The 12,338-nt window shown below is 56.3% G+C and carries 16 protein-coding genes; 5 read left to right on the top strand and 11 right to left on the bottom strand.

From position 1 onward, the window contains the following. Positions 1-73 precede the first annotated feature (73 nt). The 6 genes from crcB to VNZ60_RS25270 all read right to left on the bottom strand — a co-directional run bounded on the left by crcB (position 74) and on the right by VNZ60_RS25270 (position 4,634). Positions 74-448, bottom strand: a complete 375-nt coding sequence (gene crcB, locus VNZ60_RS17725) for a fluoride efflux transporter CrcB (RefSeq protein WP_325661424.1) — start codon at positions 446-448, stop codon at positions 74-76. After that, positions 445-939: a molybdenum cofactor biosynthesis protein MoaE gene (locus VNZ60_RS17730; RefSeq protein WP_325661426.1), complete on the bottom strand. Its 495-nt coding sequence runs from the start codon at positions 937-939 to the stop codon at positions 445-447. The genes crcB and VNZ60_RS17730 overlap by 4 nt, the downstream gene beginning before the upstream one ends. 56 nt (positions 940-995) lie before the next feature. Further along, positions 996-1,253, bottom strand: a complete 258-nt coding sequence (gene moaD, locus VNZ60_RS17735; protein WP_325661428.1) for a molybdopterin converting factor subunit 1 — start codon at positions 1,251-1,253, stop codon at positions 996-998. A 39-nt stretch (positions 1,254-1,292) separates the two neighbouring features. Continuing rightward, the gene (locus tag VNZ60_RS17740; protein WP_325661430.1) at positions 1,293-2,516 is read right to left on the bottom strand and encodes a molybdopterin molybdotransferase MoeA; all 1,224 of its coding nucleotides are present in this window, start codon (positions 2,514-2,516) and stop codon (positions 1,293-1,295) included. Between the two features lie 45 nt (positions 2,517-2,561). Then, a complete protein-coding gene (thrC, locus tag VNZ60_RS17745) occupies positions 2,562-4,022 on the bottom strand; it encodes a threonine synthase (RefSeq protein WP_325661432.1) in 1,461 nt (486 codons plus the stop codon). 177 nt (positions 4,023-4,199) lie between these two features. Then, the gene (locus tag VNZ60_RS25270) at positions 4,200-4,634 is read right to left on the bottom strand and encodes a DUF2164 domain-containing protein (protein ID WP_414648889.1); all 435 of its coding nucleotides are present in this window, start codon (positions 4,632-4,634) and stop codon (positions 4,200-4,202) included. Positions 4,635-4,761: 127 nt separating this feature from the next. Here VNZ60_RS25270 and gmk point away from each other — a divergent pair, with 127 nt between their 5' ends. Genes gmk through VNZ60_RS17765 form a run of 3 tightly spaced genes read left to right on the top strand, consistent with a single transcriptional unit; the run spans position 4,762 to position 7,980 of the window. Then, positions 4,762-5,406 carry a guanylate kinase gene (gmk, locus tag VNZ60_RS17755; protein WP_211466946.1) on the top strand — a complete coding sequence of 215 codons (645 nt, stop codon included), beginning with the start codon at positions 4,762-4,764 and terminating at the stop codon, positions 5,404-5,406. 54 nt (positions 5,407-5,460) lie between these two features. Continuing rightward, entirely contained in the window at positions 5,461-5,664 is a 204-nt protein-coding gene (gene rpoZ / locus VNZ60_RS17760; RefSeq protein WP_092351791.1) for a DNA-directed RNA polymerase subunit omega, read from the top strand. 33 nt (positions 5,665-5,697) lie between these two features. Next, a complete protein-coding gene (locus tag VNZ60_RS17765) occupies positions 5,698-7,980 on the top strand; it encodes a RelA/SpoT family protein (protein ID WP_325661437.1) in 2,283 nt (760 codons plus the stop codon). A gap of 80 nt (positions 7,981-8,060) precedes the next feature. On the opposite strand, the gene VNZ60_RS17770 is transcribed toward VNZ60_RS17765, so the two are convergent. Continuing rightward, a complete protein-coding gene (locus tag VNZ60_RS17770; protein ID WP_325661457.1) occupies positions 8,061-8,516 on the bottom strand; it encodes a DUF1178 family protein in 456 nt (151 codons plus the stop codon). A 79-nt stretch (positions 8,517-8,595) separates the two neighbouring features. Further along, positions 8,596-9,429, bottom strand: a complete 834-nt coding sequence (locus VNZ60_RS17775; protein ID WP_325661439.1) for an isocitrate lyase/PEP mutase family protein — start codon at positions 9,427-9,429, stop codon at positions 8,596-8,598. A 216-nt stretch (positions 9,430-9,645) separates the two neighbouring features. Here VNZ60_RS17775 and VNZ60_RS17780 point away from each other — a divergent pair, with 216 nt between their 5' ends. Next, positions 9,646-10,056, top strand: coding sequence for a hypothetical protein (locus VNZ60_RS17780; RefSeq protein ID WP_325661441.1), 411 nt, complete (start codon positions 9,646-9,648; stop codon positions 10,054-10,056). A gap of 88 nt (positions 10,057-10,144) precedes the next feature. Here the strand turns inward: VNZ60_RS17780 and VNZ60_RS17785 are convergent, their stop codons facing one another. Continuing rightward, on the bottom strand, positions 10,145-10,501 hold the full coding sequence (locus VNZ60_RS17785) for a hypothetical protein (RefSeq protein ID WP_325661443.1): 357 nt from the start codon (positions 10,499-10,501) through the stop codon (positions 10,145-10,147). A gap of 124 nt (positions 10,502-10,625) precedes the next feature. Continuing rightward, on the bottom strand, positions 10,626-11,030 hold the full coding sequence (locus VNZ60_RS17790; RefSeq protein ID WP_325661445.1) for a hypothetical protein: 405 nt from the start codon (positions 11,028-11,030) through the stop codon (positions 10,626-10,628). Positions 11,031-11,137: 107 nt separating this feature from the next. Here VNZ60_RS17790 and VNZ60_RS17795 point away from each other — a divergent pair, with 107 nt between their 5' ends. Beyond that, on the top strand, positions 11,138-11,533 hold the full coding sequence (locus tag VNZ60_RS17795) for an H-NS histone family protein (RefSeq protein ID WP_325661447.1): 396 nt from the start codon (positions 11,138-11,140) through the stop codon (positions 11,531-11,533). A 96-nt stretch (positions 11,534-11,629) separates the two neighbouring features. Here the strand turns inward: VNZ60_RS17795 and VNZ60_RS17800 are convergent. Next, on the bottom strand, positions 11,630-12,338 hold a 709-nt coding region (locus tag VNZ60_RS17800; protein ID WP_325661448.1), incomplete at its 5' end, for an autotransporter outer membrane beta-barrel domain-containing protein.

Here is a 12,338-nt window from a genome sequence, read left to right on the forward strand (position 1 = left end):
AAATATCTAATGGTTAGAAAATTGGGACAGGCCTGCCTATTTCAAGCGCACAAAAGATAAATTGTTAATTAAGTTACATGGAAAGGAAACGGATGGTAGCAAAACCGGCGACGCACAATATGATCGAACCGAAGAGATGTAATAGGGTATGCCCCAGGAACCAGCCATACTGCCCGTGCTGCAGCAGCACCATCGATTCCGCGGAAAAGGTAGAGAAAGTAGTCAAGCCGCCCAGAAACCCGGTAATCACCAGCAAGCGCCATTCGATCGGGAGCAAGGGGTGCGATTCGAAGAATCCGACGGCCAGCCCGGCAAGATAGCCGCCCGCCAGATTGACCAGCAAAGTTCCCAGCGGCAGTTGATTTTGATATGCGCCCAGCCAGATGCTCGCGCCCCAACGTAACCAGGCGCCAAGAACCGCGCCGAAGCCGACCGCCAGCCAGCTCACTTCTTACTTTCGCGCATGGGCAGCGGCAGCGGATCCAGGTCCTGCTCCCATTTGGCCAGCGCTTCATCGTCGGTGCTACGGGCGTCGACCCAGCGCGCGCCTTGCTCTGTATATTCTTTTTTCCAGAACGGCGCTTCGGTTTTCAGGTAATCGATGATGTATTCGCAGGCGGCAAAGGCGTCGCCGCGATGCGCTGAGCTCACGGCCACCAGCACAATCTGATCCAGCGGCAGCAAGGGACCGATGCGATGTATCACCAAGGCATCGAAAATATCCCAGCGCTCTTTGGCTTGGTTAACGATGGTCGTCAGGGCCTTCTCGGTCATGCCGGGGTAATGTTCCAGCTCCATCTGGGCGACGCTACTGCCGTCGCTCAAATCGCGTACGGTGCCGAGAAAGCTGACTACGGCGCCGATTTTTGGATTGGACAGCCGCAGTTGCGCAAGTTCGGCGGCGAAATCGAAATCCTCAGTCTGAACACGAATCGGCATGATCACGGCCTCAAAGATGGCGCAACAGGTGCAACACTACACTTAGCCACCGGTAGTCAGCCACCAGTGACCGGCGGGAAAAATGCTACTTCGCCGCCATCGGCCAGCGCCGTATCGGCGTTCGCCAGCTCCTGGTTGAACGCCATGCGCAAGGAGCGGCCCTCAGCCAGTACCTCGGCCCAGACCGCACCGCGTGCGCGCAAAAAATTGCGCAACTCGCCAACGGTGACGATAGCATCCGGCAACTCCAGCGTTTCCTGAGATAAATTGAGCGCCTCGCGGATGCTGGCAAAAAAGCGCAGCTGGATTTTCATTACATTCTCTTTTTCAATCAATTACAAGCATGCTTACCATTACTGCAGTAAAGCAGAAAACGGCAAGAAGCGCAGTGAGTCGCCCTTGGCGATAGTGTTTCCGGCTGGATTATCGACCAGGCCGTCGCCCCAGACGGTTGATGTCAGGACGCCGGATCCTTGCTGCGGAAACAGGTCGAGGCCGCCCTCGGCGTTGATTTTCGCGCGCAGGAATTCCTGGCGCCGGTCTGCCTTGGGCCAGTCGAAATCGGCGCGCATGGAAACCGTTTGCGGCGCCAGTCCGCTTGCCGCTACACCTTGCTGGTGCAAAATGAAGGGTCGCACAAAGATCAGGAAAGTGACAAAACTGGACACCGGATTGCCGGGCAAGCCGATAAAGAAAGCCGTGGCCCCGCTTGCGCGGCGGACTTCGCCGAAGGCTAGCGGCTTGCCTGGTTTCATGGCGATTTGCCACATATTCAGGCGCCCTTCCGCTTCAACCGCCGGTCTGACGTGATCTTCCTCGCCGACCGACACCCCACCCGAGGTGAGAATCAAATCATGCTCCTGGGCCGCAAGCCGCAGAGCCTCACGGGTCGCTTCGCGATTGTCCGGCACAATGCCGTAATCGCTGATTTCGCAACCCAGGTTTTCCAGCAAACCGCGCAAGACGAATCGATTCGAGTTGTAAATGGCGCCCGCTTTCAATGGCTGGCCGGGCATGGTCAGTTCATCGCCGGTGAAAAACATCGCCACCCGCAATTTACGCAGCACCGGCAGTGTTGCCAGACCGACCGAGGCCGCCAGGCCGAGATGCTGCGGCCGCAGACGCGTGCCGGCAGGCAGGATCACGCTGCCGCTGCGGATATCTTCGCCGGCGCGGCGCACCCACTCGCCGGATTGTGGCGCGTGCTTAATCACAACCGCATCGCCGTCGGCCTCGCACATTTCCTGCATCACCACGGCGTCAGCGCCCTCTGGAATCATGGCGCCGGTAAAAATCCGGGCGGCGCTGCCGGCTTGCAACGGCGCACCGACATGCCCGGCGGGAATTCTTTGCGACACCGGTAAGCGGGCAACACCGCTGTCGCAATCTGCGGCACGTACCGCGTAACCGTCCATTTGCGTATTGTCCGCCGGCGGCACGTTGAGTTGAGAGGTTTGGGCGCTTGCCAGTATCCGGCCATTGGCGGCCAGCGTCGGAATCAGTTCGATGGCGCCGCTATCGACCAGCGGCCGCGGCGCCGCCAGCAACACATCCAGGGCTTCAGTAACGGATAACATGCGAGATAACATCGGAGGTTTTTGCATCATCTGATCGCGCCAGGCTTACAAGCCGGTATGGCTGGCAATGAAGGTCTTGACCTGCGCTACGTCGGCCGCCATCACTTCGAAACGCTGCGGCAGCGCTTCTATGTTTTCAAAGCCGGCCGGCCGCTCCGCATCGCGTCCCAGCGCTTCGCGGATGGTTTCGTTGAACTTGGCCGGCAAGGCGGTTTCCAGCACGATCATCGGTACGCCCGGCGTGACGTATTCGCGCGCCACTTTGACGCCGTCGGCGGTGTGGGTGTCGATCGTGACGCCATAGTGCTGCTGGATATCGCGGATGGTATCCAGCCGGTCCTGATGGGTCGATTTGCCGGACTGAAAACCGAAAGCACCGATCTTGCCGAACTCGTCGCCATCGCTGCCAGGGCCACCGGCCAGGTTGAATCCACCTGTCGTTTCCACCTTATGGAACAAGCTGCGCACGCGTTCGCTGTCGCCGTCCAGCAAATCGTGGATGAAGCGCTCGAAATTGGAGGCCTTGCTGATGTCCATGCTAGGGCTGCTGGTGTGATAGGTTTCGGCCGATTTGCGTACCCGGTAGATACCGGTGCGGAAAAATTCGTCGAGCACGTCGTTCTCGTTGGTGGCCGCCACCAGCTTATCTATCGGCAAGCCCATCATGCGGGCGATATGGCCGGCGCAGATATTGCCGAAATTGCCGGAAGGAACGGTAAACGATACTTTTTGATCGTTGCTGGTAGTTGCGCTCAGATATCCACGGAAGTAATACACCACCTGCGCCACCACCCGCGCCCAGTTGATCGAGTTAACGGTGCCGATTTTCTGGCTAGCCTTGAACGCGTGATCGTTGGATACCGCCTTGACCATATCCTGGCAATCGTCGAACACGCCCTCGACGGCGATATTGAAAATGTTCGGATCCTGCAGGCTGAACATTTGCGCGGTCTGGAAGGCGCTCATCTTCTTGTGCGGCGACAGCATGAAAACCCGTATGCCTTTTTTGCCGCGCATCGCATATTCCGCCGCGCTGCCGGTATCGCCGGAAGTGGCGCCGAAAATGTTCAGCTTGGCGTCGTTCTTGGCCAGCGTGTATTCAAACAGGTTGCCTAGCAGTTGCATCGCCATATCCTTGAAGGCGAGCGTCGGACCGTTTGACAATGCTTGCAGCAACAATTTGTTGCCGTCTTTTTCTTCCAGTACGCGCAAAGGCGTAATCCGGCTGGCGTCCTCGCCGGCCCGTACGTTGCAGTAGACCGCGGCGCTGTAGGTTTTGTGCGCCAATGCCTTCAAATCGGCCGGCGGCACATCGGTAGCAAATTTCTTCAGTACTTCAAACGCCAGGTCGGCATACGACAAGCTGCGCCACTGATCCAGCTCGGCACCGGTCACTTGCGGATATTCCTCAGGCAGGTACAAACCACCATCCGGAGCCAGGCCGCCTAACAGAATTTCGGAAAAATTTTGGGCGGCTGCGTGGCCGCGAGTGGAAACATAATGCATATCGTGGATGATGTTTTGTGAAATTTGAGTTACGAATTTGAATTACAAAATTTGAATTATGAAGCGGGATGGAGAAGCTGCTGCTTGCATTATAGCGTCCGCTACCATGCTGATGTCAGCTTTGCATTTGCTCGACAGCCGTATTACAGCTGTATTCCGGCATTATTAATGCCAGGCTTATTTTTTCTTCCAGTAATCCCCGGTCTCTTCGTAGCACTCGACCGTCAGGTCCGAGACTTTCGCCTCCATATGGGCCTGCGCATCAGCCACCGCCTGGTTATAAATACTGGGACCGATCACCCGCAGGCAAAAATCGAGCAGCATGCCGGCTTTCAGATCGCCGATCGGCTCTTCCATGTTTTCTTTGAAATAGCGCTGAATCGACCCGATCAGATCCTTCTGCTCGCTTTGCTGCAATTTGATCGCCATGCTGTTATTCCTTGTCGTTTTCACATCATCAAAGCGCCCGGCGAGTGCCTGCGCTTTTTTTGAAAACCCATAAATGTACACCATGCCCCGGGCGACCGTTATCACAGCGCCAATATACCCACCCTTCGCACCCTGCAGGAAAATACAAATCGGCGCTGCAGCCTTATTGCTGCGCTGATACAATGTCAGTCTTATATATTCAGGCCTGTATGCAGATATGTTACAGGCCCGATAGCTCGTACCTTACTCAACTGTCATGACACCTCCACTTTTACCTACTTCCCCGAATGAACTGCTGAGCAGTTCGGCCATGCCGGACGAACATCCCATGTCGGGCAGCCTGTTCATGGTGGTTGCACCTTCCGGCGCCGGCAAATCGACGCTGGTCAACGCCCTGCTGGCGCAAGAACAGGCGATCAAGCTATCGATTTCCTACACCACGCGGCCACCGCGCCCGAGTGAACAAAACGGCCGTGAATATCATTTCACCACGGTCGAAGACTTCCGCGCGCGCCACAAACAGGGCGAATTCCTGGAATGGGCTGAAGTACACACCAATTATTACGGAACTTCGCGCCTGGCGATTGCCGAGCAAATGCAATCCGGTACCGACGTCTTGCTGGAAATCGACTGGCAAGGCGCGCAGCAAGTGAAGAAGCAATTCCCGCACGCGGTGGGTATTTTCATTTTGCCGCCATCGATTGCTGCCTTGGAAGAGCGCTTGAAGAAGCGCGGCCAGGACGAACCGCAGGTCATTACGCGCCGGATTCTTGCTGCCGGTGGCGAAATCGCCCACGCCCCCGAGTTTGAATATGTTATTATTAATCAAGAGTTTGCGTCTGCTCTGTCGGAATTAACAGCGATTGTCAAAGCGACCCGCTGCCGCTTTTCGCAGCAGGCAGTGCGCAACGCGTCTTTATTTGCCCAACTGGGCATTCATGCCAATTTAAGTTAGTATTTAAATTAGTATTAAGCCAATGCTTAGCTGGCACCGTTTTCTGGAGAATATATGGCCCGTATCACCATCGAAGATTGTTTGAAACAAATCCCTAATCGTTTTCAATTGACGCTGTCCGCGACTTATCGCGCGCGCCAGTTATTGCAAGGACACACTGCCAAGATTGATGCAAAAGACAAACCAACCGTGATTGCCCTGCGTGAAATCGCTGCAGGCAAGATCGGCATTGAAATGCTGAAGAAGGTACCTGGTTAATCATTTACATCATGCGGCTGATATCGACCCAGTATGAACCTGACATCTCCAGATTCAAGCCTGTCATCAGCCGCAACCACTAAAAAACGGGCGGCCTCTCCCCGCTCAGCCAGAAAACCTGTAAATACACCTCCCTTGTCAGATCACCAGCCCGCCCTGCAACCCGGCGTCGCCTCGATCACTCACCTGACCACCAAGCTTGCCGAATACCTGACCCCAGCCGAGCTGAAGAAGGTCAAGGAGGCATATCGCTTTTCGGATGAAATGCATCTGGGTCAGATGCGCAAATCCGGCGAACCCTATATTTCACACCCGATTGCCGTCGCTGAAATCTGCGCCGACTGGAAGCTTGACGCGCAAGCGATCATGGCCGCCCTGCTGCATGACGTGATGGAAGACCAGGACGTCAAGAAGGATGAATTGATCGAACGCTTCGGCGCTCCGGTGGCCACTTTGGTGGATGGTTTATCGAAACTGGACAAGATCGAGTTCCAGAGCCAGATCGAAGCCCAGGCTGAAAATTTCCGCAAGATGCTGCTGGCGATGGCGCGCGATGTGCGCGTGATCCTGGTCAAGCTGGCCGATCGTTTGCACAATATGCGTACGCTGGGTGTGATGATCCCGGAAAAGAAACGCCGCATTGCGCGCGAGACCATGGAGGTCTACATCCCGATCGCGCATCGCCTGGGCCTCAACAATATCTATCGCGAACTGCAGGAACTGGCGTTTTCGCATCTGTACCCGCTGCGCCATCGCACCTTGGCCAAAGCAGTCAAGGCGGCGCGCGGCAATCGGCGCGAAGTGGTCAGCAAGATCCTGGAGTCGGTCAGCACCACGCTGGCGGCAACCGGCATCAATGCGCAAATCGACGGCCGCGAGAAAAGCCTGTTCGGCATCTACCGCAAGATGCACAACAAGCACCTGTCGTTTTCCCAAGTGCTGGATGTCTATGGTTTCCGCATCGTGGTCGACACCTTTGCCAATTGCTACCTCGCGCTCGGCACCCTGCACGCGCTGTACAAGCCGATGCCGGGCAAGTTCAAGGATTACATCGCGATTCCCAAGCTGAATGGCTACCAGTCGCTGCACACGACTCTGATTGGCCCTTACGGCACACCGGTAGAATTCCAGATTCGCACCCAGGACATGCATCGGGTGGCCGAATCGGGCGTTGCTGCGCACTGGCTGTACAAGGATGAAGAAGGCAATCTGAGCGATTTACAGCAACGCACGCATGCGTGGCTGCAATCGCTGCTCGACATTCAAAAACAGACCGGCGATTCGGCTGAGTTTTTGGAACACGTCAAGGTCGACCTGTTTCCCGACTCGGTTTACGTGTTCACGCCGAAATCGAAAATCATCGCCTTGCCGCGCGGCGCCACCGCCCTCGATTTCGCCTACACCATCCATACCGATGTCGGCGACCAGACCATTGCCGCCAAGATCAATCACGAGCCGGCGCCGCTGCGCACCGAGCTGCACAATGGCGACATCGTTGAAATCATTACCTCGCCCAGCTCGCGCCCCAGTCCCAACTGGCTCAGTTTCGTGCGCACCGGCAAAGCGCGTTCGGCCATCCGCCATCATCTGCGCACGATTAATCTGAGCGAGTCGGTGGAACTCGGCCAGCGGCTGCTATCGCAGGCGCTGGCGATGCTCAACCTGAATCCGGTGCTGGCGCCCATCGTGGTCGATCGCCTGCTGAATGAATCCAGTGCCAAGTCCTTGGATGAAATCTATGCTGACATCGGCGTCGGCAAACGCATGGCAACCTTGGTGGCGCGCCACATCATGGGCTTGCTCGAAAACGAACCCTTGCAGACGCCGCTGCTCGACTTGGAAGGTGTTGTCGCTCCGGCCAAAATGGACCCGGTGGTGATCTATGGCAGCGAAGGCGTGTCGGTACAATTGTCGCCATGCTGCCAACCGATTCCTGGCGATCACATCACCGGCCAGCTCAAGCGTGATCAGGGCTTGGTGGTGCACGCCGAAGACTGCAATATCGCCAAGCGCCAGCGCAACAAGGATCCGGATCGCTGGATTGAAGTGTTATGGGGTGAAGATCTGAATCGCCGCTTCGATTGCCGCATCAAGGTGCTGGTGCATAACGACAAAGGCATCCTGGCCAGAGTCGCCGCCGAAATCGGCGATTCCGACGCCAACATCATCTACGTCAACATGGATGACGACAAAGACCAGTTGATGACCCAGCTGGTGTTCACCATCCAGGTTGAAGACCGGGTGCATCTCGCCAGATTGATGCGCAATGTACGCCGGGTCCGCGGCGTCACGCGGATTTTGCGAGACCGCGGCTAACTAAATAAACCCGGCCGGCAGCGCGACGATAGTCTGACAGCCGCGTTATAGCCTACCGTTATAGCCACCCTATAGCCTATCTATTGCAGCGACTGCTTGCGCGGAATTGGCAGCGGCAATTGAAAAACCTCGATGCCTTCCTCTGCCAGTTCCTCGCATTGCTGCGGCGATGCAATGCCGCGAATCCCGTGCTCCGGGATTTCCTTGTAATGGATGCGACGCGCTTCCTCGGCAAACCCTTCACCAACATCTTCCGTATTTTCCATGACATGCCGCGCCATGTCCTGCAAGCGCTGCTGAAATTGCGCCACTGCCGGCGAACTCAAGCGGGCATCGCCAGCTTGAGCGGCGGCAGAATCTGGTTTGGCGGCGGATAAATTCAGATGTGGGGCGGACGGCAGTTTGCCTACCTTGCAGCTATCGCATATCGGGCAGACAATCTGCTGCTGCGCTGATTGCGAAAGAAAATCCTCCTCCGAGGCAAACCATCCCTCGAAGCGATGATTCTGTTCACAAGCTAAATTGTAGACTTTCATGGTGAGCGGCAATTCTTCAGCGCGGAAAAGCAAGGATCTTACACTAAGCAGCATATAACTTATTGCTGGCGTCCGCTGCTTAAAGCTGGTTCGCGGCTTGCAGCATCTCGCTGATTCGACGCGTACTCACGGCATCCTCACCGTAAGTAAATGTGCCATGCTCGCGCATCTCTTCAGCGGCGCGCAAGAATCCCCCGAGCGCGGCGCGCGCCAGAGAACCACCGACACTAACCCGCTTGACGCCGATTGCGGCCAGCTCTTGCAAGCTGAGTTGCACGCCTTGCAGTCCCATGACCACATTCACCGGCTTGTCCAGTGAGCTGACCACTGCGGCAATCTCTTCCTTGCTTTTCAAACCTGGCGCATAGAGCACGTCGGCGCCGGCTTCCTGATAGGCCTGGAGCCGCTTGATGGTATCTTTCAAATCGGGCCGGCCATGCAGATAATTTTCCGCGCGCGCAGTCAGAGTAAAAGGAAAATCCAGGCCGCGCACCGCTTCGGCAGCGGCGCGCACACGCTCTACCGCCAGCTCCAAAGCGTAAATCGGATCGTCGCGACGGCCGCTGGCGTCTTCGATAGAACCGCCTACGATGCCGGTGGCTGCCGCCAACTGAATGGTCTCCGCTACCATGGCGGGCGCCTCGCCAAAACCATTCTCGAGATCTGCACTGAGTGGCAGTTCGGTGGCGCCAGCCAGTTCGGTCAGATGCGCCATCATCTGTTCACGCCCGATGCCGCCATCCAGTTGTCCCTGTGAAAAGGCAAATCCCGCGCTGGTACTCGCCAATGCTTCAAAACCAAGCAGGGCCAGCAATCTGGCCGTGCCGATGTCCCACGGATTGGGGATGATAAAAGCCCCTTCGCGCTTGTGAAGTTGCTGAAAGATACGTGCTTTTTCGATCTGAGATTGCATTCAATGTCTCCGTTAGAAAATTGAAGCCCGGAAATTTTCCATACAGAAAATCCTTGTCCGTCTCCAATTTATTTCAGTGGGCACAGCAGATTACAGCCGATTCGGACACAAACATTACCACCGGCAACTAATTCGTGCAGAACGCGGCCAAAAATTCCTGAAAAACGGCTAGTCGTGAAGATTCTCTATTAGCTTAGCCGCGCTTTGTTTCCTAGAATGAAATCCGAAGGCGTGATCGCACCGTTTGATTTGAACCAACGAATCGGGGGCAATATGGGAAAGCTGCTGCTTGTACTACTGCTTGGCGGGCTTATTGCAGAAATGCCTAACCAGGCCTTGGCCGACAACACTGTGGGCGTATCGATTGGCGGTACGGCGCCCTTTTTTGCACCGCCGGCGCTATCTGGCGTGGAATTGAATCCGGCGCCGCTATTGCATCCGCCATCAGCAGTGACGGTTGCACCGGTCTGGCGTGAACGCAATGAATGGGAAAAACGACGCGTCGATCAATGGGCAGAGATCGAAAGGCATCGCCAGGAATGGCGGGAAGCTCACCGCAGCGATGCTATCAGCGTTCCGATCGACAGCGATGCAGCCCGCGGCCCGGCATCCTCCAGCAGTTTTTGAAATTGGCCGAAATTGGCCGAACCGGTTGAGAATAACTGTGTTCGGCCTGGGGCGGGGTTGGGTTAAGCCTTACTAAAACCTGGCCTTACTAAAACCGTGGCAAATCAGCCAGCGTGCGTCCGGAATCATCGTGATCGGCAATCCCGATGCCTTCAATCCCGTGCTCGTAAATCACCAGCGCAATGCTAGGCCCGCGCACGATTTTTCCCTCGACTGAAAATGCGGTGGCGACCTCATCACCGAAATGCAGAGCGTCCACTACCAGGCTGACGTCCTGCTCCGAAGTCTTGTGCTCCCATCCGATTGAACCGTCATCTTTGGACTTCGCTCGTCCCCAGCGCACTTCCTCAACTCTGTCGCCCGCAACATTAAAACGAACTGCTTCAATCATATGAATGGACATGCATATCTCCGGGATAAAAAGTCGAATGGTTTTTTGCTTCATGGTACCCGCCATGTTAGTCGGCAGCAAGACGCCCGGCGAAAATTTGATAACCTCCCGCCATCACGGCATGTCTATAAAAAAACGCTACCCAAAGGATAGCGTTTGTGTGTGTGGCGCGACCGGATCAATATGGCGCGTCGCCCGGAACCACCCGCAACCAGCCAGTGGGGCAAGTTGATACCTCAGGGTAATAGCCGGCGGGATCGTTACAGTAGTAGCTGTAATCGCTGCCTGGCGCCACGTACATAGTTCCGGATGAATAGAACCCCGGGTCATAGTAGTACGGCGTCCAGAAATAAGGACCGCCTATGACTATCACGCCGCGCCCGCGAAAATCATGAAACCCACGGTGAAAACCGTGGCGAGCCTCATGTCCGCCGCCATTGTGCATACCGTTGTGCATGCCGCTGGCGCTGCCTTGAAAACCGCCGCCGCGATGGTCGCCGCCGTTGAAGGCAAGCGCCGTACCCGTAGCGGACGACAATATCAGTGCAACCGCCGCACACCACAACATAAAGAATCTTTTCATAGCGACACCTTTACTTCCCGTGCCGCCGCCAGGACGGCGGCACAAACTGCCTTCCTGTATTCAATATAGGTTGCGCAATACAAAGGAGCACTACCAATCGGTAATGTTTGCAACAACCTGTATCAATGCACATGTATCAATGCGCGAACAGCCGATCTGCGGCAGGACGAGGAACGCTGATGCGTTTCATCCCGTTGCGTGGTTACGGTATACTTGCCCGTCCCAAACGCAGAATGAAAGCAATAGAAATGACGACCTACAAAGAGCTGCAAGCACAAATCGAGCAATTGAGAAAACAGGCGGAAGAACTGCGTCAGGCCGAAATCGCTGACGTCATTACCGAGATCAAAGCCAAGATGAATGAATACGGCATTACCGGAGCGGATCTGGGTCTGATGGGCAAGAAACGCGTCATGAAAACCGGCGCTGCCGTGGAACCGCGGACGGAAATGGAAGCGCAAACGCCTGCGCACACTGATATGCCGCCCGGCAGCGAAATGTAATGGCAAAACGGATTTGATATCAGACTGTTGTCATTGACGTAAAAAGCGCTGCCGGCAGCTTTCCAAGATACCCGTCAATGACAACAGTTGTTCAAATCAATCAAGTGCAAAGCGCAACCCCAGCGCCAGCACATTATTACGCAAGCCACCCTTGCCCAACTGCGCATCGTAGTTGAGATACCAGCCCCAACGCCTATCCACCGCGGTACTCAAGCCCAGCCCGGCCCAACCGGAACTGCGCGACAAGCCTATCCCCTGCACCGTAAATCGCGCCGCCGGCGCACCCACATAAGCCGCCCCGAAATCCAGGCTGCCATCGCTGAACGCATGCTGCCAGGCGGCATACGCCTGCACCACGCTCAAGCCGCCGGCCCACTGGAAACTGCTGTCGCCACGCAAGCCCAGCAGAGCCGCTGTCTGTTTGTACGTCTGGCTGTCCGCCGTCAGTCCAAACACGCCGCCGCTTTCGGTAAAACCGCCGCGCTTGAGACGGTCGTACGTCACACCCGCGTAAGGCGTCAAGCGCGTGTCGCCGGATAAAGGCAACACGTAACCGCCCTCGGCATAGGCTGACCACAGGCTATCGGTATGACTGGTCCCCAGGTTCTGCTCCGTAGCGCCGATCAGCGCCGTACGCGTGACGGTGCTGTCGATGCTGGCCAGACCGGCCCGGCCCGAGACATACCAGCCACCATCGCCAGGCTGACCAAACCCATGCCGGCCATACAAGGAGACACCGGTATTGCGCCCCTTCGATTGCCCGCCGAGCCGATCAAAACTGGCCTTGCTGTCGGCGTAAGCCAAT

Origin of the sequence: Collimonas sp., assembly GCF_035566375.1 — a bacterium.
Classification (GTDB): Bacteria; Pseudomonadota; Gammaproteobacteria; order Burkholderiales; family Burkholderiaceae_D; genus Collimonas.

What these genes read in the sequence shown, in the direction of transcription:
- VNZ60_RS17730 (WP_325661426.1), bottom strand. Translation starts at nt 939, where the DNA reads ATGCCGATTCGTGTTCAGACTGAGGATTTCGATTTCGCCGCCGAACTT.
- moaD (WP_325661428.1), bottom strand. Translation starts at nt 1,253, where the DNA reads ATGAAAATCCAGCTGCGCTTTTTTGCCAGCATCCGCGAGGCGCTCAAT.
- VNZ60_RS17740 (WP_325661430.1), bottom strand. Translation starts at nt 2,516, where the DNA reads ATGTTATCCGTTACTGAAGCCCTGGATGTGTTGCTGGCGGCGCCGCGG.
- thrC (WP_325661432.1), bottom strand. Translation starts at nt 4,022, where the DNA reads ATGCATTATGTTTCCACTCGCGGCCACGCAGCCGCCCAAAATTTTTCC.
- gmk (WP_211466946.1), top strand. Translation starts at nt 4,762, where the DNA reads ATGCCGGACGAACATCCCATGTCGGGCAGCCTGTTCATGGTGGTTGCA.
- rpoZ (WP_092351791.1), top strand. Translation starts at nt 5,461, where the DNA reads ATGGCCCGTATCACCATCGAAGATTGTTTGAAACAAATCCCTAATCGT.
- VNZ60_RS17765 (WP_325661437.1), top strand. Translation starts at nt 5,698, where the DNA reads ATGAACCTGACATCTCCAGATTCAAGCCTGTCATCAGCCGCAACCACT.
- VNZ60_RS17770 (WP_325661457.1), bottom strand. Translation starts at nt 8,516, where the DNA reads ATGAAAGTCTACAATTTAGCTTGTGAACAGAATCATCGCTTCGAGGGA.
- VNZ60_RS17775 (WP_325661439.1), bottom strand. Translation starts at nt 9,429, where the DNA reads ATGCAATCTCAGATCGAAAAAGCACGTATCTTTCAGCAACTTCACAAG.
- VNZ60_RS17780 (WP_325661441.1), top strand. Translation starts at nt 9,646, where the DNA reads ATGAAATCCGAAGGCGTGATCGCACCGTTTGATTTGAACCAACGAATC.
- VNZ60_RS17785 (WP_325661443.1), bottom strand. Translation starts at nt 10,501, where the DNA reads ATGAAGCAAAAAACCATTCGACTTTTTATCCCGGAGATATGCATGTCC.
- VNZ60_RS17790 (WP_325661445.1), bottom strand. Translation starts at nt 11,030, where the DNA reads ATGAAAAGATTCTTTATGTTGTGGTGTGCGGCGGTTGCACTGATATTG.